Consider the following 24,282-nt stretch of genomic DNA (forward strand, 5'->3'; position numbering starts at 1 on the left):
GTGACCCGACGACGCAAGTGAACTGGAGCGTTGATGATCGACTTCACCGCTGAGCATCGGCTCGGCGACAGCCCCGGGCCGGCCGTGGTGTTCATGTCCGCGCTGTTCGCGGGTGGTTGGATCTGGGAGCACCCCTACCGCCGGCTGGAGGCGGCCGGTCGGCCGGTGTTGCGTACCCATGAGGCGATCTGCGCGCTCGACCGCCGGATCGCCGGCTCGATCGAGCAGCTCGGCGACGCGCTGCTGCGGGCGTGTGACGCGGCCGGGGCGGCGGAGATCGTGCTGTGCGCCAACTCGCTCGGCGGTCTGGTGGCCATCGACCTGGCGGGCCGCCGCCCCGACCGGGTGCTCGGCATCGTGGTCAGCGGCGCGCCCGGCCTGACCGCCGACCCCGACGTCGGGCTGAGTTTCGACCGGAGGGGGAGCGTGCGGCCGTTCGGCGACGAGTTCGGCGAGCGCATGATGGCGGCGCTGTTCCACGGCGGGCGCAGCCTGTTCTCCGCCGAGCGGATGGCGGAGGTCGGCGACATGCTGCGGCGACCCGAGTCGATGGTGAGCATGGCCCGCAGTCTCAAGGCGACCCGCAAATATCAGGTCAGGGCGGCGCTGGACCGGGTGGCCTGCCCCGCCATGTACGTCTGGGGCCGGCACGACCGGATGACGCCCGTGGATCCGTGGCTGGAGGTGCTGGCCGAGTATCCGCGTAACGAGGTGCTGCTCGTGGAGGACAGCGGGCACATCCCGATGGTCGAGCGGGCCGAGGAGTACACCGCCGTCCTGGAGCCCTTCGTGGCCCGCTGCGCCGGAGCACTGGCATGAGCGCCGCCGTGCTGATGGGCGTGGACATCGTGGAGGTGGAGCGGATCGTCCGGGCGGCGCGGCGGGGCGGGCGGGTGTTCGACCGCCGTCTCACCACCGCCGCCGAGCGTGAGCTGGGGCCGGGCCCGGCCGCGTTCTCGGTCAAGGAGAGCCTGATCAAGGCCGTGGGCGGTCGCCCGGCCGGGTTCGCCTGGCATGACTTCGAGGCCGCGCCCCGGCCGCCGGCCGGTTGGGGCGGTTCGCTGCTGGAGGAGGCCGCCGGGGAGCTGGCCGCCTCGACCGGGCTGCCGCTGACCGAGGGCGCCGCGTACGCCGTGCGCGGCGCGAGCGGCCGGGCCGCCCTGCACCGGTTGCGCCCCGAGGGCGACGCGGACGTGACCGTGGCCGGCGCCGCCCGCTGGGGGATCGGCGACGGACTGTTCGTATCGCTGGCGATCGTGTACGTGGACGGGAGCGTGTGATGGCGCGGATGGTGACGGTACGGCCGGGAGAGTCGATCCAGCGGGCGCTGGACGAGGCGGGCCCCGGGGCGCGGATCGTCCTGGAGGAGGGCGTCTACCGGCAGAACGTGTGGATCAAGCACGCGGGCGTGACCCTGATCGGCGCCGGACCGGACCGGACCGTGCTGGTCCCGGGTGAAGGCGGCCCCGCCGGCGTCCCCCGGCTGCACGACGCGGCGGACGACGTGGTCAGCGGCGTGACCGTACACGGAGAGAAAAGCGGCGACAAGAGCAGCGAGAAAAGCGGTGGGACGGGTGGCAGGACAAACGGCGAGGAAAGCGGCGGGACGGGTGGCGGGGGGATCGGGGACGTGCGGGTCGAAGGGCTGGCCGTGCGGGGTTTCTCCGGGGCGGGGATCTACGCCCACACCGTCGCCGGCGTGACCGTGCGCGAGGTGGCCGCCGAGGACAACGCCGTGTGGGGCGTCTACCTGCGCGAGTCGAGCGGCTGCCAGGTGCTGCGCTGCCGGGCCACGGGCAGCCAGTACGGCGGCGTCGCCCTCAGCTTCTGCGCCCGCTCCGGCGGCCTGATCGCCGACAACGAGACCTACGCCAACGCCTTCGGCATCTTCGTCGACAACTCCTCCGGCGCCCGCGTCGTCCGCAACTCCTGCCACGGCAACGCGATCGGTGTGCTGCTGCTCAACCAGGTCTACGAGGGCGAGCCCGAGGGCGGGGTGCGCGACTGCCTGGTGGCGGGCAACGAGCTGCACGGCAACGACCTGGCGAGCGGCGCCGAGCCCGACGGGCTGGGCGCGGCGGGGCCGCCGATCTCCGGTGTCGGACTGGCGCTGATCGGCACCCACCGGGTCAGCGTCGTCGACAACCACATCCACGACAACCATCCCAGCGGGGAGTCCGTGATGGGCGCCGGCTTCGTGATCGGCTCCTCCAAGGAGTGGGGCGGCGACGACGCCCTGGACAACCACGTGCTGTGGAACCGGATCACCGGGAACAGCCCGCTTGACTTCCAGCTCGGCGCCGACCTGGCCCGGCAGGTGTTCGCCGGCAACGTCGCGGACAAGGGCGAGCCGCCGGGCCTGACGGTGCCGGAAGGCTGGGGTCCGCGATGACGCCGACGCTGGCCTGCGAGGGCCTGTCCAAGAGGTACGGCGACGTGGCCGCGGTCGATGACGTCGGCTTCGCGATAGCGCCCGGTCAGGCGTACGGGCTGCTCGGCCCGAACGGCGCCGGCAAGACGACGACGATCTCCATGCTCGTCGGGCTGCTGCGCCCGGACGCCGGGACGGTCCTGGTCGGCGGCACGGACCTGGCGGCCGACCCGAGGCGGGCCAAGGCCAGGATCGGATATGTCCCGCAGGAGATCGCGCTGTATCCGGAGCTGACCGGCCGCGAGAACCTGCGCTTCTTCGGCAGGCTGTTCGGCCTGCCGAGGCGCCGGCTGGCCGGGCGGATCGAGGAGGTGCTGGACCTGATCGGGCTGACCGACCGGGCCGACGGCAGGCTGGACACCTACTCCGGCGGGATGCGGCGGCGCATCAACATCGGCGCGGCCCTCCTGCACCGCCCCGACGTGCTGATCCTGGACGAGCCGACCGTCGGGGTGGACCCGCAGAGCCGCAAGGCCATCCTGGACGGGCTGGAGCTCCTGGTCCAGGACGGCATGTCCCTGCTCTACACCTCCCACTACATGGAGGAGGTCGAGCGGGTCTGCGAGCGGGTGGCGATCATCGACCACGGGCGGATCGTCGCCGACGGCACCCGGCGCGAGCTGGTCGCCATGGTCGGCAGCGCCGACACGATCGAGCTGGTGCTCGACGGGGACGTGGCGGCGGCCTTCGCCAAGCTCCGCACCGTCGAGGGCGTCATCGAGGCGGCCATGACCGGCGCCGGGTCCGTACGGCTGATCGCCGAGGGTGGCAGATATCTGCTGCCCGCGCTGATCACCGCCGTGGAGGGCAGTGCCACGGTCACCGCCACCCAGGTCATCGAGCCCGATCTCGAGGCGACCTTCCTGCACCTCACCGGCACCACCTTGCGGGACTGACATGTGGCGGGCGATGGTCACGGTGAGCGCGCTCGAACTGCGCACCCGGCTGCGGGACGGCACCGCGATCGTCATCGCGCTGATCGTGCCGGTGACGCTGGCCACCCTCTTCGGCCTCGCGCTCGGCGGCGACGACCCGCCGCTGCGCGCCACCGTGGGCTTCGTGGACCTGGACGGCGGCGAGTTCCCCGCCTCCGTGCGCCGCGAGGTGCTGGCCTCCGACGAGCTGAAGGGGGCGGTGACCCTGCGTGACCTGCCCGGACAGGAGCAGGCGCGCCGGGCGCTGGACGCCGGCGAGATCGGCTCGGCCATCGTCTTCCCCGCCGGCTTCAGCCAGAGCGTGGGGGCCGGGCGCGGCGGCGGCGTCTCGGTGCTGACCTCGCCGGAGGCGCCGCTGGCCGGGGTGGTCGCGAGCGCCATCGTGGACCGGATCTCGGCGGTGGTGGACGCCAGGACCCTCGCGGTCCGCGCGGTCCTGCGCGCCGGAGTGCCCGGCGACGAGGTCAAGGAGCTGGTGGAGCGCAACGGCGCGGCCGGCCCGTTCCTCAGCCTCGCGGACGACCCTCTCTCCGGCGGCAAGGTGGACCTGTCGGTCTACTACGGCTCCGGCATGGCGTCCCTGTTCGCCTTCTTCGTGGTCGGCGCCTCCTTCCGCGGCCTGCTCACCGAGCGCAAGCTCGGCACCCTCGACCGGATCCGCGCGGGCCCGGTCGCGGCCTGGGTGCCGGTCGTGGGCAAGGGGGCCGTCGGGTTCGCGCTGGCCGTGGTCAGCGTCTGCGTTTGCTGGGGCTCCTCCACGCTCATCTTCGGCACCACCTGGGGCGAGCCCGTCGCGGTGTTCGCGGTGCTGGTCGCGCACGTGCTGGCCGCCGCCGCGATCACCATGCTGGTGGCCAGCCGGGTGCGGACCGACGCCCAGGCCGACGGGGTGATCATGGTCGTCTCGTTCGTGGCGGCGTTCTTCGGCGGCAGCCTGGTCCCGCTCTACGACCTGCCCGAGCCGCTGCGCGCGGTGGCCCTGCTCACCCCGAACGGCTGGACGTCCACGGCCCTCACCGAGCTGGCCGGCTCCGGCGCGGCGGGGTCCATCGGCGCGGTCGCCGGGCCGATCGGCGTGCTGTGCGCCATCGCGATGGTGGCGGGCGGGCTGGCTCTCGCCGGGTTCAAGAAGGGACTGCTGCTTTGAGCACACTTCCCCCAGGCCGGCCCCGGCCGGTGCTGGCCCTGGTGGCCGCCAACCTGCGACGGCACACGCGGGACCGGGTCGGCCTGTTCTTCATGGTGATCATGCCGTTCGTGTCCATCGTCTTCGTCGGGATGGCGCTCGGCGGTGGCACCACCGGCTCGGCCCGCCTGCCCGTGGGGGTCGTGGCCGAGGGCTCCGGCCCGATCGCCACGGCCGTGTCCGCCGAGCTGCGACGCCACCCGGACCTGGAGGTCCTGCCGATGGGCACGGCGGCCGAGCTGCGCTCCGGCGTGCGCGAGGGCGCCCTGGCCGCCGGCCTGATCATCCCGGCGGACTCGACCCGGCTGGAGCTGGTCATGACGCAGACCAACGGCAGCGGCCTGGCCGCCCGCAGCGCCGTGGACGTCGCCGTGGGCAAGGTGGCCGCGGTCCTGGAGGCCACCCGGGCGGCCGGCGTCGCGGGGGCCACCCCCGCCCAGGCCGCGGAGTACGTGCGCCAGGCCCAGGCCGAGGGGGGCCGGGTCGCGGTGACCGACTCGGCGTCGTCCGCCGGTGACCCGCGCGGGTTCGCCTACACCGCCCCGGCCAATCTGCTGCTGTTCACCTTCATCAACTCCATGGCGGTCGCCGCGGCCCTGGTGGAGAGCCGCCGGCTGGGCATGCTGCAACGGTCGCTGACCGCACCCGTGCACCAGCGGTCGGTGCTGCTCGGGGAGGCGCTGAGCAGGTTCCTGGTCGCGGCCGGCCAGGCCGTGCTGATCATGGTGGTGAGCTCGCTGGCGTTCGGCGTGCGGTGGGGCGACCCGCTCGCCGTGGCCGTCGTCGTGGGGGTGTTCGCGCTGGTCGCCACCGGTGCCGCGATCCTGGTCGGCACGCTGCTGCGCTCTCCCGACCAGGCGCCGGCGATCGGCCCGCCGCTCGGGGTCGTGCTCGGCATGCTGGGCGGCTGCCTGTGGCCGCGCGAGGCCTCCGGGGAGGTCATCAACGCCATCGGCCACGCCTTCCCGCACGCCTGGGGCATGGACGCGCTGCTCACGCTCGCCAGGCCCGGCACCGGGCTCGGCGCGATCCTGCCCGAGGTGGCCGTGCTCGCGGGGATGGCCGTTCTGCTGCTGGGCGGCTCTTTGTTCCTGTTCGACCGGCGCACCAGGGCCGCCTGATCGTCACGAGGGGGATGGTACGGATGAAGGGGATACTTCTCGCGGGAGGGCGCGGCACCCGGCTGCTGCCGGCGACGCTCGCGGTCTCCAAGCAGCTCCTGCCCGTCAACGACAAGCCGCTGATCTACTTCCCGCTGTCGGTGCTGATGCTGGCCGGGATCCGCGACATTCTGCTGATCACCACGCCGGAGGACCTGCCGCAGATCCGCCGCCTCCTCGGCGACGGCTCCCGGCTCGGCCTGCGCCTGGACTACGCCGAGCAGGCCGAGCCCAACGGCATCGCCGAGGCGCTCGTGATCGGCGCCGACCACATCGGCGGCGACCCGGTCGCGCTGATACTGGGGGACAACGTCTTCCACGGCTACTCCTTCCAGGAGCGGCTGCGCCAGGAGTGCGACGCCGTCGACGGCTGCGTGCTGTTCGGCTATCCGGTACGCGATCCGCACCGGTACGGCATCGCCGAGACCGACGCCGGCGGCCGGCTGCTGTCCATCGAGGAGAAGCCGCGCACGCCCCGCGCCAACCGGGCGATCGTCGGCCTCTACCTCTACGACCCCGACGTCGTGGACATCGTCAAGAACATCACCCCTTCGGCGCGCGGCGAGCTGGAGATCACCGACGTCAACCGCGCCTATCTGGAACGGGGGAGGGCGAGAGTGGTCGACCTCGGCCGCGGCTTCGCCTGGCTGGACGCCGGCACCCCCGAGTCGCTGCTGCAGGCGAGCCAGTACGTCCAGCTGCTGGAGCAGCGGCAGGGCGTGCGCATCGCCTGCCTTGAGGAGATCGCCCTGCGAATGGGCTACATAGACGCCGAGGCCTGTCATCGGCTCGGCGTCGAACTCGAGAAGTCCACCTACGGCCAGTACGTCATCTCGGTGGCCGAGCAGTTCATGAACAGGTGAGAGGAAGACCGACCCATGAGTGTGACCACATTGTTCACCGGCAGATCGCCCGCCGACGGCGACCCTGTGACGGACATTTACCGCTATGCCGCCCGCAAGGGTGTGATCGAGGCCGTCGAGGTGGCCGCCGAGGATCTCGGCCTGAGCCTGCGCGAGGCGCACGAGGCGGTGGCCAACCTGGTGGAGAGCCGGCTGCTCCGGGTGGACGACAGCGAGGGCCGCCGGTTCGTGCCGGTCGATCCTGAGCTGGCCTCCGCCTCCCTGGTGTCATCCGTGGAGCGTGAGATCTACCAGCGCCGCGAGCTGATCGACCAGATCCGCGAACGGATGGGGGCCTTCCGCTCCGAGTACGGCGACGCCGGCCGGAGCTCGGCCGCCAGCGCCGTGGAGTACCTCGTGGGCGCCATGGAGGTGCGCGGCTTCCTGAAGATGGCCGGGGACGCCTGCCGCGACGAGGTGCTGGCCATGCAGGCCGCCGGCGGCGATGTCGAGGACCTGTCGCAGATGTATCTGACACTGCTGGCCAGAGGGGTCACGGTACGCATCATCTGCCAGCACCGCAGCCGCGCCGACGTGTCCACCCGCATGCTGCTGAAGCGGCTGACCGACGCCGGCGCGGCCGTCTTCACCGTCAGCCACGTGCCCAGGTCGGCGGTCGTCTTCGACCGGGCGCTCGTCGTCATGTTCGGCGTGGAGGACGACGGGGAGGCCAGCGTCGCCCGCGTGCACAGCCACGGCATCGCCAAGTTCCTGCTGGACCTGTTCAACCACCTGTGGGAGACCGCCACGCCGCTGGAGGGCGTCGAGGTCGGCTACGCCAACGTGGCCGACGACCTCCAGCAGGCCATCGCCTCGCTGATGGCCAAGGGCTACACCGACGAGGTCGTGGCCAGGAAGCTCGGCATGTCGGTGCGCAGCTGCCGCCGGCACATCGCCATGCTGATGCGCGACCTGGACGCCACCAGCAGGTTCCAGGCGGGCGTCCAGGCGGCCCGGAGATATCTCGGGGCCGCCGGATGATCGCGCGTCCCCGGCGTCCCGCGAGCGGGACGCGCGGGGACGGCCGCCCGCTAGACAAGAGGCTCCGGCACGCGGTGTGGTACGCCGTGTGGCACGTCGTGTGGTACGTCGTGTGGTACGTGGTGGCCGTGCATCGCCACGGCCACGTCGGCCAGGGCGCGGGCCCGCTCCAGGACCAGCTCGACGCCCAGCACCAGGTCCTCGGTGGACATCCGGGGATCCAGGCAGATCCGTACGGAACTGTTGGCGTCCTCGGCGGGCACCCCGATGGCGGTCAGGACGTAGGACGGCTCCTGGGAGCCGGAGTTGCAGGCGGACCCGGTGGACAGCGCCACCGAGCGCAGGCTCGACACCAGGCTCTCGCCGCGCACGCCTGGCAGCACGACGTTCAGCACGTGCGGCACACCGCCGTCCGGGTCGCCGTTCACCCGGACCCCGGGGAAACCGGCCACGAGCAGGTCCAGCGCCGTCGCGCGCAGCGCACGCACCCGCTGCCACCCGGCCGTCAGCCCGGCCAGCGCCAGCTCGCACGCCTTGCCCATGCCGACCACCAGATGGGTGGGGATCGTCCCGCTGCGCAACGCGTACTGCCCGCCCCCGAACAGCACCGGCCGCAGCCGGTGCCGGATCTCCGGCCGTACGTACAGCGCGCCGACGCCCTTGGGGCCGTGCACCTTGTGCGCCGAGACCGACATCGTGTCGACGTCCGCTTCCCGCACGTCGATGGGGATCCGGCCCGCAGCCTGGGCGCCGTCCACGTGCAGCAGGGCGCCGGCGTCGTGGCAGAGCGCGGCCATCCGCGCGACGGGCTGGACCGTGCCGATCTCGCTGTTCACCCAGGCGGCGGTGGCCACCCGGGAGAACGGGTCCAGCAGGCCGGCCAGGTGGCCGAGGTCGACCCGGCCGTCCGGGCCCACCCGCATCGTCGCGACGTCCAGACCTCGGTCGGCCAGGGCACGGCCGATCGACAGCGAGGACTTGTGGTCGGTGGGACAGACGGCGGCGTTGACCGGGGAGCGCTCGTCGTGGCCGAACATGCCCAGCAGCGCCAGGTTGTTGCTCTCGGTCGCGCCGGAGGTGAACACCAGGCTCTCGGGGTCGGCGCCGATCAGCTGGGCCACCGACTCGGTGGCGGCGTCCACCGCCCTGCGGGCGCGCTTGCCGAGCAGGTGCGGGGACGACGGGTTGCCGAAGTCCTCGCGCAGGAAGGGCAGCATCGCGTCGACCACCTCGTCGTCGACGCGGGTCGTGGCGCAGTTGTCCAGGTAGATGATTCTCATGGTGGTCAGCTCCTGTAGGTGCTGACCGAGACGAGGTTGCCGTAGATCTCGTCCTCGGACATCTCGCCGCTGCCGCCGGGCGCCGCGATGACCACCCGCATGCCGCGCAGATCGTACAGATTCAGGGCGATCTCCACGCCGGTCTGCACCGGCACCAGGCACTCGCCCGGCGCGAAGATGAGGATCGAACGGTGACCGGCCCGGTGCACCTCGGAGATCATCTCGGTGATCTCGCCCGCGCAGCCGGTGATCCCGCAGCTGATCAGCGTGCGGTAGTTGCCCTCGGCGTCGAGGAAGGCCACCTCGGTGTCCCGGCCGGACACGCGGCCGGACTCCTCACCGGACTCCGCACCGGACTCTTCGCCGGAGTCGAGGAAACGCTTCTCCAGCAGGCCCTGCTTGACGAACTTGTCGGCCGCCTTCTGGAAGCGGTACTTCAGCCAGGTCTCGGGGAAGGCGAGCGGGTGCTTGCGGCTGGGCAGCACGACGTCGGGGGACAGGCCCGCCTCGGCCAGGGCGCTCAGGTAGTCGTCCGGCAGCGCGGTGAACCCCGCGAAGAACTCGGCGCGCAGCTCACTGGCCGGCCGGTCGGTCTTGGGCACGTACTGCCAGTCGTTGACCAGCAGCAGGAGGCGGATCGCGGTGCCCGCGTCGGTGTAGGAGCGGGCCAGGTCCGCCGACAGTCGCCAGGTGTAGCCGGGGAAGACGCCCACCCGGCCGGCGACGCGGCGGCGCATGACGTCGCCCCGCTGCTCCTCGATGATGCCGGGGACCAGGCGGCCCGTGGCGTCGTCCTCGAAGAGCATGAAGTGGCCACCCATGATGACCAGCTCGCTGAGGCCCGCGTCGGGCAGCTCGCGGCCGACCACCTCGCGGAGCTCCTGCTCCGAGGCCACGAGCCGGTGTGCCTTGGTCACCCGGTCGCTGACAACGTTACCCATGGTCTTCACACTCCGAGTTTCTGGTTGGTCGTGCGGTCGGGCTCGGCGGTGCCGGTGACGGGGCGGGCCGGGGCCAGCAGGCCGGCCAGGACTTTCAGCGGCGTGGGTGCGGCCAGCAGGCGGGGCGTCAGGCCCTGCCAGCCTCGGTCGCTGAGATCGGCCAGCACCTCCGGGGCGCGCAGGACGCGGCCGCCGGCGAGGACGTAGCTGTCCGACGGGTCGAGGCGGGCGAGGCCGTGCACCCGGCACACCGCCCGCGCCAGCGCCCGCACGGCGTCCTCGGCCGCCTCGGGTGTGACGGCGGGCATCGTGGTGGGTGTGGCGACGGGCGCTGTGGTGCTACCAGCGGTGGGTACGGCGGCGGGCGCTGTGGTGGAACCGGCGGCGGGGTCGAAGCCCGCCAGTGTGGCCACCTGGCTGATGCGCAGGTCGGTCGCCGGATCGTCGTGGGCGAGCACCAGGGCCTCGTGGCCGCGCAGGAACGCCTCCACCGCCCCGGCGTCCATGACCGAGGACGACGCCTGGAGCGCCAGCACGACCGCGTCCCGCCACTCGTCGATCCGCAGGTAGGTGTCGCCGCCGTGGTGCGTCCACGCCGTCGGCGGCCGGTTCCAGGTGAACGTGGTGCGCCTGCCCCGGTAGGACAGGGTGCGCTGGTTGAGGAAGTTGACCTCCAAGCCGAGCCGTACGGGCTCGCCGCGCCGGGAACCCTCCCGGGACACCAGCTCCACCACCTCGTCGTACGGCACGTACGCGTGCCGGGCGGCCTGCTCGGAGCCGCTCGTCACCCGCCGCAGCAGCTCGCTGAACGGCGGGTCGTCCGAGCAGTCGATCCCCACCAGCATGGGAGAGAACATGCAGGTGAGCACGTCGGGGTAGGGGTGCGCCGCACGGTTGCCCGAGAACGCGAGCTGGCCGAGCGCGGCCTGCCCGGTGTAGGCGGCCATCAGGGCGGTGTGCGCGGCCACGTGGACCGCCGACGGCCACACCTTGTGCCGGGTGGCGATCCGCCGGCCCGCCTCCAGCAGCCCGGGTGAGGTCAGCGTCGCGTGCCGCGCCTCCTCGGGCGGGGCCGCCCGCCGGCGGGCGGCGAACGGGTCGGCGGGCAGGCGGGAGATCTGCTCCTCCCAGTACGCCATGGCGCGCGAGGCCGGCACGGCGGCGTCTGCCGACGACTCCCAGCGCGCCAGGTCCGTGGGCTGCTGCCGTACCGGGGGAAGCGACGCGGGGCGGCGTGAGATGAGACCCTGGGCCTGCGCCCACAGCTCCTGCTCGACCTTCTCCAGCGTCCACATGTCGACGGCCAGATGGTTGAAGACGATGACCACCTGCTGCGGCGCGCCGTCCCGGGTGATGACGCAGGCGCGGATCGGCCACTCGGCGGCCAGGTCGAACGGCCGGGAGGTCAGCTCCTCGATCACGTCCGCGGGCCGGGGCGTCCCGTCCCGCTCCACGCTCGCCTGGACGATCGGCCACGGGCCGGGCGCGTGCACCCGCTGCCGTGGGCCGCCGTCGACGTCGAAGGTGGTCCGCAACGCCTCGTGCCGGCGGGTCAAGGAGAGCAGCATCGCCCGGATGTTGGCGAGGGTGAGGCTCGGAGGGATCTGGAAGCGCAGCAGGATGTGCGACTCGTGCTGGTGCTCGGGCGGCAGCTGATGCATTCTCAGCCACATGTAGCGATGCCCCCAGCAGAGGTTCGCGGACTTCACAGCGGACAATTGGGGCCTCCACCGCCGCGTATGCGAGGACAGGTCGACAATATTGAGCATTGGCTTTCCGTACGCGTATGACAAGCTGTTCCCGCTGGCCGGAACAGGCCGCTATTTCCTGCCAGTGGGGTGCCGGTCCGTCGCCTTGACCGGTGTCGCGGACGGCCGCGAAAATCGTGGGAGTACGCTCTCCTATGAGGTGCCAAGTGACGATGTTCGAAATACCTCAGGAATTCCAGAATATTCTGCGACCGCATTTGCCCTTCGCCGATTCTGGGATGCTGGCCGCGTTCGACGAGCTGGCCGGCCTCGGCCTGGACTCCATGGGCGTGGTGCGGCTGCTGGTGGACATCGAGGACGCCTACGGGGTGCAGGTGCCTGACGAAATCCTCGACGAGGCGACGTTCGCCACGGTGGGCTCACTGTGGGAGGCGGTGGCCCCGCTGGTGCCCCACAGGTGACCCGGCTCCGCCGACCAGAGCCGATTCAGGCTGGTTCCGTGCGGTCAGGCGCGCAGGGCGCCTGCGACGGCGCGCCGGTCCACCTTGCCGTTGGCGTTGAGGGGCAGCGCCTCCAGCACCGTCACCGTGCGCGGCACCATGTAGCCCGGCAGCACCTCGGCGACCCCCTTGGCCAGGGCCACGCCGTCCAGCCCGTGGCCGGTGCAGGCCGCCTCCAGCGCCAGCTCGCCGTCCCGGTCCGGCAGCGCGAGCACGACGGCCTCAAGCACGCCCGGCAGCCCGCGCAGGGTCGCCTCGATCTCGCCCAGCTCCACCCGGTGGCCGGAGATCTTCACCTGCTGGTCCAGCCGGCCGAGGTGCACCAGCAGGCCGTCCCGCCAGGCGACCCGGTCACCGGTCCGGTACCACGACTCCTCGGTCACGGCCTCGCCGTCGCGGGCCCGTACACCGTCGAAGGAGACGAACCGGCCGGCGTCGTCGGCCGGGTCGGCGTACCCGGGAAAGCGCTGCACCCCGCGCAGGCACAGCTCGCCCTCGTCGGCGGGCCGTCCGTCGCCGTCGAGCACCACGTGCTCGACCCCCGGGTACGGCAGGCCGATGGGCACGGTGCCGTTGGCCGTGCCGGGCCAGGCGGCCGGATCGGCGGGCAGCCGGTACTGGGTGCAGCTGATGGTCAGCTCGGTCGGGCCGTACAGGTTCTCCAGCACGCTGCCCGGCGCCGCCGCCTGCCACGCGCCGGCCTGCCGCAGCGACAGCGGCTCCCCGCAGAACAGGCTCCAGCGCAGCGACGGCATGGCCCCCGGCGCGAGGCGGCGAAGCCGCATGGCCAGCGACACCACCGAGGGCACCGAGAACCAGTGGGTGAGCCGCTCGCGGTTCACGAACGCCACCGGCTTGAGCAGGTCGTACCGGCCGGGGACGACCAGCGTCGCGCCACCGCCCCAGGCGGCGAACATGTCGAAGACGGACAGGTCGAAGGTCAGGTCGAAGGTCTGGGAGACGCGGCAGCCGGGCGCCAGTGCGTAGCGCGGGACGATGTGCGTGAGGTACGCGTCCACGCTGCGGTGGCGCACCGGCACACCCTTGGGCGTGCCGGTCGAGCCCGAGGTGAACAGCACGTACGCCAGGCCGTCCGGGTCCGGCTCACCGGCGGGGAGCGGTCCCGGCGCGGGCGGGTCGGCCAGGCTCGACGCCAGCAGGGGGGCGGGAAACGCCGGCGGCGGGCTCAGGCCGGCGTCGGCGAGCACCACGTCCAGACTCGCTCTGGCGGCCACCGTCAGGTTGCGCGCCTCGGGCACGGCGGGGTTCAGCGGCACCGCGGTCGCGCCGAGCCGCTGGATCGCCAGGTAACCGGCGAACGCGAAGGGGGTACGCGCCGCGTACAGGCCGGCCCTGGCCGGAGGGCCGCCACAGGCGCGGACCAGCTCCGCCGCCAGCCGCGCGGACAGCGTGTCGAGCTCGGCGTAGGTGAGGCTCGTGCCGCCCGCCTCCAGCGCGATCCGCTCGCTGTGACGTGCCGCGGAGTCGGCGAACCACTGGTAAAGGGTGCGTGCCACGGTCTCTCCCATCGTCGGTCGGCACCTTCAGGCGGTCGGTACGGGGGTGCCGGTCGATTGACGTACGTCGTCACTGCGGTTGGGACGGTCGGGCGGGGAGGTCGCGAGGGAACAGGGCCGGGGGGAGGTCGCCGCCGTGGCCGTTCCACAGGTCCTTCAGGCTGCGGCCGGGATCGGTCACCGCGAGCTGAACGCCGAGCGCCAGCGTACGCATGATGTCGGTCATCGCCTCGGCGGGCAGCACCTCGGGGTCGGCCAGCATCAGCACGCGGGTCTCCCCGTCCCCCACCTCGACGCGGACCCGGAACGCCTGCCCGTAGCTCTGCGCCAGCGGCGTCCAGGCCAGCGTCGCCGGGCTCCGGTCGGCGGGGTCGGCCGGGCGCCGGTCCACCTGGACGTAGTTGAACCAGGCCCGGAACAGGTGGTTGACCCAGCAGTCGTGCCCGGGATCCTCCCCGGCCGCCGCGGCCATGGCCGTGACCCGGTCGAAGTCGTAGCAGGAGTAGCGGTAGGCCTTGGCGGCGGCCCAGTGCAGGCGCCTGATGTGCTCGCCAAGCGTGGCGCCACGGTCCACGGCGGTGACGAAGGGGATGAGCTGGTTCATCGTGCCGATGTTGTGCTGGTCCTCCTGGGCGAACCGGTTGGAGGACATCAGGCTCATCGTGACCCGGTCGGTGTCCAGCTGGCGGGCCAGACCGGCGGCGATGAAAGCCATGATCACGGCCGGTGGGGTGACGCCGTGCGTCCGGCCGGCCTGCGCGGCCAGCCCGCCCAGGCGGCGCGAGGTGAGCGTCAGCTCCAGCCGTTCGCGCTCCACCCGCGCCGGCAGCGTCGGCAACCGGTCCATCAGGCCGTCGGCGAACACGCCGCGCCAGTAGCGCTCGGACGCGGCCTGCACGGGCTGCCAGGACGCCTCTGCCTGCCGCCGCGCCAGCTCACGCGGGGTGGAGCCGAGCTCGACCTCGGCCGCCGGGCGCCCGGCCACCAGCGCCTTGAACTGGTCCTGCAGATGATGGATCGACCACACGTCCACGATCAGGTGCGAGAAGGTCAGGCTCAGGTACATCGGCGCGCCCTCGGAGCTGACCATCAGGGCCCGCCAGTTGAGGTCGCCGGTCATCGGGAACGGGATCGCCACCCGCTCCATCTTGACCCGCTCGTGCTCCGTGGGGTCGGTGACCAGGCGGTCCACCCGCTCGACCGGCAGCGGCACGCCCGCGTGCACCCGCTGGACCGGCAGCCCGTCGCGTACCTCGTAGGTGGTGCGCAGCGTCTCGTGCCGGTCGACGAGCCGCCCGAGCGCCTGTTCCACCTGCGCCGGGGTCAGGCCGCGCAGGTCCCACGTCGCCGGGAGGTTCGCCTCGTGGCCCCATCCTCGCGGATAACGCTCGATCTCCCGCCAGCTGAAGAGCTGGCCGTGACTCAAATGTGCCTCGACCGTCATGTGATCTCCTCGAGCCGGCTTTCTCCGCCCGTTATTCATCGCGGACGGGACGTACGCGGGTCAAGGCCGTCGCCTCTTCGCGCGCTGGCAAGTAATGGCGGTAACAACGTGCCAGCAGCGGACCATGGGCCCGAACCGGCGTCGCCCCTAAAGTCGCAATAACTAAGCAATGGCCCGGGTGCCGGCAAAGCGATAACGCCGAATCGGCGGGCTGTCGAGCAGTTCATCCAGACAAAGCGGCGGCGTCAAGATGCCAGAGGCTTGGGGTGGCGAATTGATGGTTGACGAGTCGATGCGGCCGGTGGTCACCGGCGGTCCGGACGCGATCGCCGTCGTCGGCATGGCCTGCCGTCTGCCGGGGGCCGCCGACCCCGGAGCGCTGTGGCGGCTGCTCCGCGAGGGCGTGGACGCGGTCACCGAGGCGCCCGAGGGCCGGTGGCCGGAGGCGGCGGACTACCGCCGCGGCGGCTTCCTCTCCGACGTCGACGGCTTCGACGCGGCCTTCTTCGGCATCTCGCCGAACGAGGCGGCGGCGATGGATCCGCACCAGCGCCTGGTCCTCGAACTCGCCTGGGAGGCCCTGGAGAACGCCCGTACCGCGCCCACCGGGCTGCGCGGCAGCGTGGGCGGCGTGTTCCTGGGCGCCATCTCGAACGACCACGCCGCGTTGCTGGCCGGGGCCGGCGCCGAGCCGGGCAGGCACGCGTACACCGGGGCGAACCGCGCCATGATCGCCAACCGGATTTCCTACTTCCTCGGCCTGCGCGGCCCCAGCCTGACCCTCGACGCCGGGCAGTCGTCCTCGCTGGTCGCGGTGCAGCTGGCCTGCGAGAGCCTGCGCGGCGGCGAGACCGCGCTGGCGCTGGCCGGCGGCGTCAACCTCAACCTGAGCGGGGCGACCACCGACGCCATCGGCAGCTTCGGCGCGCTGTCGCCGGACGGCCGCTGCCACGTCTTCGACAGCCGCGCCAACGGGTACGTCCGCGGCGAAGGCGGCGGGCTGGTCGTGCTGAAGCGGCTCGCGGACGCGGTGGCCGCGGGCGACGCCGTGCACGCCGTGATCCTCGGCGGGGCGGTCAACAACGACGGCGGCGGCGACGGGCTCACCGTGCCCAGCCGGCGGGCGCAGGAGGAGGCCATCCGGCTGGCCTGCGCCCGCGCCGGCGTGGCCCCGGGCGACGTCGGCTACGTCGAGCTGCACGGCACCGGCACCAAGGTCGGCGACCCGGTGGAGGCCGCGGCGCTCGGCGCGGCGTACGGCTCCTTCCGGCCGGCGAGTGAGCCGCTGCCGGTCGGCTCGGTCAAGACCAACATCGGGCATCTGGAAGGCGCCGCGGGCATCGCCGGGCTGCTGAAGGTGGTGCTCGCCATCAAGCATCGCGAACTGCCCGCCAGCCTGCACTTCGAGTCGCCGCCGCCGGAGATCCCGCTGCCGGACCTGCGCCTGCGCGTCGTCCGCGAGACCGCTCCCTGGCCTGGTGGTGATCGCCCTCTGGTGGCAGGCGTCAGCGCCTTCGGCATGGGCGGCACCAACTGCCACCTCCTCCTCGCCGAACCCCCACCCACCCCATCCCTCGCCCAGCCGCCCGCACAGCCGGTGACACCGTCGCGCATCCAGTCGCCCGCCCCCACGTCCACGCCGTCGCCCGCCCCCACGTCCACGCCGTCGCCCACGCCCACGCCCACGCCGTCGCCGTTGCCGTCGGCCGTGCGGCCCGGTGCGGCTGGGGGTGTCGGTGCCGGGGTGCCCTGGGTGGTGTCGGCGCGGAGTCCGGAGGCGTTGCGGGAGATGGCGGGGCGGCTCGTCGCGGTGGCGGCGGAGCCGGGGGCCGATCTCGCGGGGATCGCGGCCGGTCTGGTGCGGAGCCGGGCGGTCTTCGAGCACCGTGCGGTGGTGCTGGGCGCGGAGCGGGAGGCCAGGGTGGCCGGGCTGCGGGCGCTGGCCGGTGGCAGGCCGCACGACGACGTCCTGCTCGGCGCCGCGACCGGCGGGCGGCGGGTGTTCGTCTTCCCCGGGCAGGGATCGCAGTGGCCCGGGATGGCCCGCGAGCTGCTGGCCGCGTCGCCGATCTTCGCCGCGCGCGTCGCCGAGTGCGCGGACGCCCTCGCGCCGCACACCGGCTACTCCCTCGTAGACGTGCTGAACGAGCGGCCCGGCGCCCCCGGCCTGGATCGGGTGGACGTGGTCCAGCCCGCCCTGTGGGCGGTCATGGTCGCCCTGGCCGAGGTGTGGCGCGCCCACGGCGTCGAACCCGACGTGGTCGTCGGCCACTCCCAGGGCGAGATCGCCGCCGCCACCGTCATCGGCGCCCTCACCCTGCCCGACGCGGCCCGGGTCGTGGCCCTGCGCAGCCGTGCCATCACCGGCATCGCGGGCCGGGGCGGCATGATGTCGATCGCGGCCCCCCTCGACGTGGTCGAGCGGGCCATCGGCGCCCAGGCAGGGCTCTCCGTGGCGGCCTTCAACGGGCCGCGCTCGCTGGTCGTCGCCGGATCCCGCGAACTGCTCACCGAGCTGGCCGACCGGCTGCCCGAGCACCGCACCAAGCTCATCCCGGTCGACTACGCCTCCCACACCGCCGAGGTCGAGCAGGTACGCGACGACGTGCTCGCCGCGCTGGCCCCGATCCGGCCGTTGAACGTCACGACCGCGTTCGTCTCGACTCTCACCGGCGAGCGGCTGGACACCGCCGGGCTCGACGCCGGCTACTGGTACCGCAGCCTGCGCCACCCGGTCCGCTTCGCCCAGGCCGTACGGGTGGCGACCGAGGAGAGCTGCGAGCTGTTCGTGGAGTGCAGCCCGCACCCGGTGCTGGCCACGGCCGTGGAGGAGACGGCGGAGGACGCCGGGCGCGAGGTGGCGGTGATCGGCACACTGCGCCGTGGCGAGGGCGGGCCGGACCGCGTGCAGCGCTCACTCGCTCAGGCGTACGCCGCGGGCGCCCCGGTCGAGTGGCCGGCCGTCCATGAGACGCCGCGCACCCACCTGGTGGACCTGCCCACATACCCCTTCCAGCGACGCCCGTACCCACCGGCAGGAACGACCGCGACCCCCACGCGGCACGCGACAGAGGCGCCCGAGCGGACGCCGGCCGCCGCCGAGCGATCTTCCCCGGCAACCTCCGAGCGGGAAGCCCACGCCGATGCCTCCACCGGTGGAGGTGCGGGGCGGCCCGTGTGGGAGTTGGATGAGGTGCGGGTTCTGGTACGGGGGGCCGCGGCCAAGTTGCTCGGGCACGAGGACGCCGGTGCGGTGGAGGCTTCCCGTACGTTCAAGGATCTTGGCTTTGACTCGGCGGCGTCGGTCGAGTTGCGCGACCGGCTCCGTACGGCGACCGGGCTGAAGCTGCCGACCGGTCTGCTGTTCGATCACCCGACGCCGGCCCGGCTCGCCGGCCACCTGCACGCCCTGCTCACCGCCACGACGCCGGATCGGCCGGCCGGGCAGGCCCGGACGACCGGGCGGCAGGCGGCGGACGACCCGATCGTGGTGGTCGGGATGGGGTGCCGCTACCCCGGCGGAGTGACCTCGCCCGCGGACCTGTGGCGGCTGGCCAGCACCGGCGCGGACGCGATCGGTGAGTTCCCCGCGAACCGTGGCTGGGACGTCGACGCCCTGTTCGCCACCGGCCCGGACCGCTCGGGCACCAGCGACACCAGGTACGGCGGATTCCTGCACGACGCCGACCGGTTCGACGCGGCCTTCTTCGGGATCAGCCCGCGCGAGGCGGCGGCCATGGACCCGCAGCAGCGGCTGCTGCTGGAGATCTGCTGGGAGAGCATCGAGCGGGCCGGGATCGACCCCGCCGACCTGCGCGGCTCGGCCACCGGCGTGTTCATGGGCGCGATGGCCCCCGACTACGGGCCGCCGCTGTACCGCACCGGGGGAGTCGCCGACGGCCATCTGCTGACCGGCACCGCGCTCAGCGTCGTCTCCGGCCGGATCGCGTACACGCTGGGTCTGTGCGGTCCGGCGATCACCACCGACACGGCCTGTTCGTCCTCGCTGGTCTCCATCGTCCTGGCGGTCCAGGCGCTGCGGCGCGGCGAGTGCGTGATGGCGCTCGCGGGCGGCGCGACGGTGATGTCCAGTCCGGGGATGTTCGTGGAGTTCAGCAGGCAGGGCGGGCTGGCCGCCGACGGGCGCTGCAAGGCGTTCTCCGCCGAGGCCGACGGCACGGGATGGGCCGAGGGCGCGGGCGTGCTCCTGCTGGAGCGACTCTCCGACGCGCGCCGGCTGGGCCATCCCGTACGCGCGATGATCCGTGGCGGCGCGGTCAACCAGGACGGCGCCAGCAACGGCCTCACCGCCCCCAGCGGCCCCGCCCAGGAACGCGTCATCCAGCAGGCGCTGGCCGACGCGATGCTGGACGCGGGCGACGTGGACGTGGTGGAGGCGCACGGCACCGGGACCACGCTGGGCGACCCGATCGAGGCGCAGGCACTGCTGGCGACCTACGGCCGGGCCCGTTCCGAGGACAGCCCGGTCTGGCTCGGCTCGCTGAAGTCGAACATCGGCCACACCCAGGCGGCCGCCGGAGTGGCCGGTGTGATCAAAATGGTCAAGGCGCTGGAGCACCGCACGCTCCCGCCGACGCTGCACGTCAAGGAGCCGACGCCGCACGTCGACTGGGAGTCCAGCGGAGTACGCCTGCTGACCGAGGCCGTCGAGCTGCCCGGCGATCGGCCGCTGCGGGCCGGCGTGTCGAGTTTCGGGGTCAGTGGTACGAACGCGCACGTCATCGTGGAAGGCACGCCCGATCCGGAGCCGGTGGCGCAGGCCGCCGGGGAGCCGCTGGTGTGGCCGGTGTCGGCGAAGTCCGGTGACGCACTGCGCGCGCAGGCGGCGCGGCTGCTCGCCTACGCCGAGGATGTCGCGGCTGAGGAGCTGGCCGGTGCGGGGCGGGTGCTGGCGCGGCGGGCGAGGTTCGAGCATCGTGCGGTGGTCGTGGCTCAGGATCGGGACGAGCTGCTGGCGGGGCTGGCGGCGCTGGCCGAGGGCGCGCCGCATGCGGCGGTCGCGACGGGGGTCGCGTACGCCGAGGCCCGGCCGGTGTTCGTCTTCCCCGGGCAGGGCTCGCAGTGGGACGGCATGGCGGTGGACCTGCTCGGCTCCAACGCCGCCTTCCGCGAGCAACTGGAGCGCTGTGACCGCGCCCTGGCCCGCCACACCGGCTGGTCGGTGGTGGACGTGCTGCGCCGCGTGGACGGCGCGCCCGCGCTGCAGGGATCGGACGTGATCCAGCCGGTGCTGTTCGCGGTCATGGTCTCCCTCGCGGAGGTCTGGCGCTCGCTCGGCGTGCACCCCTCCGCTGTGCTCGGCCACTCCCAGGGCGAGATCACCGCCGCGTGCGTCGCCGGCGCGCTGCCGCTGGACGAAGCCGCTCGGGTGGTCGTGCTGCGCAGCCGGGCGCTGATGCGGCTCGGCGACCGGGGCGGCATGCTCGCCCTGCCCGTCGACACGGAGCAGGCCGCGCGGATGCTGGAGCCGTGGGCCGGCAGGCTCTGGCTCGCGATCCACAGCGGACCGGCCAGCTCGGTCGTGGCGGGCGACGCCGACGCGCTGGACGAGTTCGCCGCCGCCTGCGGTGACACGGTACGGGTCCGGCGGGTCGCGATCGGCTACGCCGCGCACACCCCGCACATCGACGCCCTGCGCGAGGAACTGCTGGAGGCGCTCGACGGGCTCCAGCCGCACGCGGCGGAGGTCACGTTCTGCTCGTCCCTGGCGGGCGGCCCGATCGACGTCACCAGGCTGACCGGCGACTACTGGTTCACCGGCCTGCGGCAGCCGGTGCTGTTCCGGCAGGCGGTGGAGTCACTCGCCGCTTCTGGCGTCGCGGAGTCGCGGCGGCCAGAGGACGGTTCTGGCGTCACGGTGGTGCGGCGGGCGGGGGACGGTTCTGGGGTTCCGGTGTTCCTTGAGGTCAGTCCGCATCCGGTGCTCACCGGGCACGTTGAGGACACGCTGGCTGCTGTGGGCGCGTCTGGCGGGGCGGCTGGGACGTTGCGGCGTGGTGACGGCGGGGCTGTTCGTCTGTTCAAGGCCGCCGCCCAGGCTTGGGTGCTCGGGGTGAACGTGACGTGGGCGGCGGTGCTCGGGGCGGCGGCGAACCACGACGACGCGCTCCCGACCTACGCCTTCAAGGGCTTGCGCCACTGGCTCGACGCGGAATCGGCCGCGGCCGGTGGCGGGCTCGCGCCCTCGCGTCATCCGCTGCTCGGGGCGAGTGTCCCGCTTGCGGCCGAGGACGGGTTCCTGCTGGCCGGGCAGCTGTCGCCGGCCGGCTCGCCGTGGCTGGCCGACCACGCGGTGGACGGTACGGTGCTGCTGCCGGGCACGGCCTTCGTCGAGCTGGCGCTGGAAGCGGCGACCGCGACCGGGTGCGCCGAGGTCGAGGACCTGACGCTGGAAGCCCCGCTGTTCCTGCCCGCGGCGGGGACCGTACAACTGCAGATCGCGGTAGGCAGGCCGGACCAGCAGGGGCGCCGGGCCGTGACCGTGCACGGCCGGCCGGCCGGTGACACCGAGGCGGGCTGGACCCGCCACGCGACCGGCCTGCTCACCGCCGACCCCGGCACCGCCCCGGCTTCCCCGATCAGCTGGCCGCCCGTCGCCGACCCGGTGGACCTGGGCGACCTGTACGGCCGTCTCGCCGAGCGCGGTTACGCGTACGGGCCGGCCTTCCAGGGGCTGCGAGCCGCCTGGCGGGCGGACGACGCGGCGTACGCCGAGGTCGCCCTGCCCGAATCGGTGCGTGGTGACGCCGGCCGCTTCACGCTGCACCCCGCGCTGCTGGACGCGGTGCTGCACCTGGTGGTGCTGGAGTCGGCGGACGACGCCGGCCTGCTGCTGCCGTTCTCGTGGAGCGGGGTACGGGTGGTCGCGGTCGGGGCGCAGACGTTGCGGGTCAGGCTCGAATGGCTGGGTGACGATCGGGTGTCGCTGACCGTGTTCGACGGGGCCGGCCAGTGGATCGCGGGCGTGGAGACGCTGGTGCTCCGCCGGATGTCCAGGGACGCCGCCGCCGGCCCCGCCGACTCCCTCGCCCACACCATCGAGTGGACCGAGTTCACCGGTGCCCCGGCAGACCCGGTCACCGGTGCCCCGGCAGACCCGGTCGCCGGGGGACCGGCTGACTTGGTTGCCGGGGCGGTGGCTGACCTGGCGGGGCTTCGGTGGGCGCTGGTCGGTGCTGACGAGTTGACCGACGAGTTCGGTGCCGAGTTGGCGGCGGCCGGGATCGATCCGCCGCGCTATTACGACCTCGCCTCGCTGGCCGAGATGACCGTGGACCGCGTTCCTGACGTGGTCCTGGCTCCTTGCCACGCCGACCCCGACGACCTGCCGTACTCCGCGCACGACGCGGTGGGGCAGGCGCTCGACCTGGTGCAGGGCTGGCTCGGTGACGAGCGGTTCGCCGGGTCGCGGCTGGTCTGCCTGACCCGGGCCGGCGAGCCGGCGGTCGCGGCGGTGCGCGGGCTGGTGCGGTCGGCGCAGAGCGAGCAGCCGGGGCGGTTCGTGCTGGCCGAGGTGGCCGCGGGCTTCTCCGGCTGGGGCCTGCTGGCCAGGGCCATCGCGTCCGGCGAGCCGGAACTGTCCGCCCGGGACACCACCGTGCTCGTCCCCCGCCTGGTACGCCGCCCACTCACCGCCTCGACCTCAACGTCCACTCAGCCCCCCGCTTCGATCTCTGCTCCTGCCTCAACGTCCACTCAGCCCCCCGCTTCGATCTCTGCTCCTGCCTCAATATCCGTTCAGCCCCCCGCTTCGCCCGGTGTCCCCGCCTCTGCTTTCCCGTCCGTTCCAGGTGGGGATGGGGCGGTGTTGGTGACCGGCGGGACGGGTGGGCTGGGGGCGTTGGTGGCGCGGCGGTTGGTGGAGCGGCATGGGGTTCGGGATCTGGTGCTGGTGTCGCGTCGGGGGCCGGGCGCTGTGGGGGTTTCGGATCTGGTCGCCGATCTGGAAGGGGTCGGGGTTCGGGTTCGGGTGCTGGCTTGTGATGTGTCGGATCGGGATGCGCTGGCAGATGTCGTGGCTTCGGTGGGGTCGTTGGCGGGGGTCGTACATGCGGCTGGGGTTCTGGATGACGGTGTGGTGGGGAGTCTGACGCCTGAGCGGGTGGATGTGGTGTTGGGGCCGAAGGCGGATGCGGCTTGGTTCCTGCATGAGTTGACCAGCGGGATGTCGCTGCGGTTCTTCGTGTTGTTCTCCTCGCTGGCCGGGGTCGTGGGTAACGCGGGGCAGGGGAACTATGCCGCGGCGAACGCCTTCCTGGATGGGCTGGCCGTTCATCGGCGGGCTGCGGGGCTGCCGGCGGTGTCGGTGGCGTGGGGGCTGTGGGATGTCGAGTCCGGGATGACCGGTGGTCTGGATGTGACCCGGTTGGCTCGTGCCGGGATCGGACCGCTGCAGGTCGAAGAAGGGCTGGCCCTGTTCGACGGCGTGCTGGACGGCGACGCCGAGCCGGTCGTGGTGGTAGCCCGGTGGGACGTGGCCGGGCTGCGGGCGCGGGCCGAAGGTGGCGATCTGCCGGGAGTGCTGCGCGGGCTGGTACGCCTGCCGCGCCGTACCACCGGCCCGGTCGTCCGCGCCGTGGCCGGAACGGCGGGACCGGCGGGGCTGACCGAGCGCCTCGCCGCGCTCGGTGAGGCCGGCGCGCTGACCCACCTGACCGAGCTGGTCCGCTCGCATGTCGCCGCCGTCCTCGCGCACGGCGACCCCGACCAGGTCGACCCGGACCTGGCCTTCAACGATCTCGGCTTCGACTCGCTGACCGCCGTGGAGCTGCGCAACCGGCTCACCACGGGCACCGGGCTGCGGCTGCCGTCCACGTTGATCTTCGACCATCCGACGATCCGCTCCCTGGCCGAATACCTGCTCCGCACGCTCGCCCCCGAGACGCCCTCCGCCGAGGACGCCCTGCGGACGGCGGTGGACCAGGCCGAGTCCATGATGCGGGCCGCCAACGGCGAAGCGGACGCCGTACGCGGCCGGCTCGTCGCCATCCTGCGGAGCGCGCTCACCAGGATCGGCACCTCCCCTGTCAGCACCGCCGCGCAGAACGGATCCAACGGCGCGGCCGAGGAGATCGTTTCAGCCTCCGACGAGGAGATCTTCGCCCTGATCGACAACCGGGCGATGACGTCTCCCCTGAGGGCACCGCAGGAAAGGCCGGACCATGGCGAATGAAGACAAGTTACGGGCGTATCTGAAGAAGGTCATGGTGGAGCTGGCGGAGGCTCGTCAGCGGTTGTCCGAGGATCAGGGGCGTAGGCATGAGCCGATCGCGATC

At 73.0% G+C, this 24,282-nt stretch carries 16 protein-coding genes; 11 read left to right on the top strand and 5 right to left on the bottom strand.

Annotated features, from left to right (window positions below; all coding sequences use genetic code 11):
• The first annotated feature begins 33 nt into the window (after nt 1–33).
• Genes IEY87_RS43370 through IEY87_RS43405 form a run of 8 tightly spaced genes read left to right on the top strand, consistent with a single transcriptional unit; the run spans nt 34 to nt 7,595 of the window.
• Nucleotides 34–819, top strand: a complete 786-nt coding sequence (locus IEY87_RS43370) for an alpha/beta fold hydrolase (protein WP_189144734.1) — start codon at nt 34–36, stop codon at nt 817–819.
• Complete coding sequence (locus IEY87_RS43375) at nt 816–1,280, top strand: 4'-phosphopantetheinyl transferase superfamily protein (protein WP_189144735.1); 465 nt, start codon at nt 816–818, stop codon at nt 1,278–1,280. The genes IEY87_RS43370 and IEY87_RS43375 overlap by 4 nt, the downstream gene beginning before the upstream one ends.
• A complete protein-coding gene (locus IEY87_RS43380; protein WP_189144736.1) occupies nt 1,280–2,392 on the top strand; it encodes a right-handed parallel beta-helix repeat-containing protein in 1,113 nt (370 codons plus the stop codon). The genes IEY87_RS43375 and IEY87_RS43380 overlap by 1 nt, the downstream gene beginning before the upstream one ends.
• Nucleotides 2,389–3,327 (top strand): ABC transporter ATP-binding protein, encoded by a 939-nt coding sequence (locus IEY87_RS43385; RefSeq protein ID WP_189144737.1) that lies wholly within the window; start codon nt 2,389–2,391, stop codon nt 3,325–3,327. Before IEY87_RS43380 ends, IEY87_RS43385 begins: the two co-directional genes overlap by 4 nt.
• Before the next feature lie 13 nt (nt 3,328–3,340).
• Nucleotides 3,341–4,513 (top strand): ABC transporter permease, encoded by a 1,173-nt coding sequence (locus IEY87_RS43390; RefSeq protein ID WP_189144738.1) that lies wholly within the window; start codon nt 3,341–3,343, stop codon nt 4,511–4,513.
• Entirely contained in the window at nt 4,510–5,673 is a 1,164-nt protein-coding gene (locus tag IEY87_RS43395; protein WP_225278227.1) for an ABC transporter permease, read from the top strand. Before IEY87_RS43390 ends, IEY87_RS43395 begins: the two co-directional genes overlap by 4 nt.
• A gap of 23 nt (nt 5,674–5,696) precedes the next feature.
• Nucleotides 5,697–6,575, top strand: coding sequence for a glucose-1-phosphate thymidylyltransferase RfbA (gene rfbA / locus IEY87_RS43400; RefSeq protein WP_189144739.1), 879 nt, complete (start codon nt 5,697–5,699; stop codon nt 6,573–6,575).
• Nucleotides 6,576–6,590: 15 nt separating this feature from the next.
• Nucleotides 6,591–7,595, top strand: a complete 1,005-nt coding sequence (locus IEY87_RS43405) for a hypothetical protein (protein ID WP_189144740.1) — start codon at nt 6,591–6,593, stop codon at nt 7,593–7,595.
• A gap of 50 nt (nt 7,596–7,645) precedes the next feature.
• Here the strand turns inward: IEY87_RS43405 and IEY87_RS43410 are convergent, their stop codons facing one another.
• The 3 genes from IEY87_RS43410 to IEY87_RS43420 are packed head-to-tail and all read right to left on the bottom strand — an operon-like array spanning nt 7,646 to nt 11,477.
• Nucleotides 7,646–8,875: a cysteine desulfurase family protein gene (locus tag IEY87_RS43410; RefSeq protein WP_189144741.1), complete on the bottom strand. Its 1,230-nt coding sequence runs from the start codon at nt 8,873–8,875 to the stop codon at nt 7,646–7,648.
• Between the two features lie 5 nt (nt 8,876–8,880).
• Entirely contained in the window at nt 8,881–9,816 is a 936-nt protein-coding gene (locus IEY87_RS43415; protein WP_189144742.1) for an LPD16 domain-containing protein, read from the bottom strand.
• Between the two features lie 5 nt (nt 9,817–9,821).
• Nucleotides 9,822–11,477 carry a condensation domain-containing protein gene (locus IEY87_RS43420; protein WP_189144743.1) on the bottom strand — a complete coding sequence of 552 codons (1,656 nt, stop codon included), beginning with the start codon at nt 11,475–11,477 and terminating at the stop codon, nt 9,822–9,824.
• Nucleotides 11,478–11,782: 305 nt separating this feature from the next.
• Between IEY87_RS43420 and IEY87_RS43425 the strand changes: the two genes are divergently transcribed.
• Nucleotides 11,783–11,986, top strand: a complete 204-nt coding sequence (locus IEY87_RS43425; RefSeq protein WP_225278228.1) for a phosphopantetheine-binding protein — start codon at nt 11,783–11,785, stop codon at nt 11,984–11,986.
• A gap of 44 nt (nt 11,987–12,030) precedes the next feature.
• Here the strand turns inward: IEY87_RS43425 and IEY87_RS43430 are convergent, their stop codons facing one another.
• Nucleotides 12,031–13,542, bottom strand: coding sequence for an AMP-binding protein (locus IEY87_RS43430; protein WP_225278229.1), 1,512 nt, complete (start codon nt 13,540–13,542; stop codon nt 12,031–12,033).
• 70 nt (nt 13,543–13,612) lie between these two features.
• On the bottom strand, nt 13,613–14,986 hold the full coding sequence (locus IEY87_RS43435) for a condensation domain-containing protein (RefSeq protein WP_189144746.1): 1,374 nt from the start codon (nt 14,984–14,986) through the stop codon (nt 13,613–13,615).
• Nucleotides 14,987–15,263: 277 nt separating this feature from the next.
• Here IEY87_RS43435 and IEY87_RS43440 point away from each other — a divergent pair, with 277 nt between their 5' ends.
• Together IEY87_RS43440 and IEY87_RS47375 are read left to right on the top strand one after the other, a co-directional pair.
• Nucleotides 15,264–24,179, top strand: a complete 8,916-nt coding sequence (locus IEY87_RS43440; protein WP_225278230.1) for a type I polyketide synthase — start codon at nt 15,264–15,266, stop codon at nt 24,177–24,179.
• Nucleotides 24,169–24,282: polyketide synthase docking domain-containing protein (locus tag IEY87_RS47375; RefSeq protein ID WP_189144748.1), on the top strand; the 114-nt coding region annotated here is incomplete at its 3' end. The genes IEY87_RS43440 and IEY87_RS47375, both read left to right, overlap by 11 nt.

Source organism: Nonomuraea glycinis (assembly GCF_014646515.1).
Classification (GTDB): domain Bacteria; phylum Actinomycetota; class Actinomycetes; order Streptosporangiales; family Streptosporangiaceae; genus Nonomuraea; species Nonomuraea glycinis.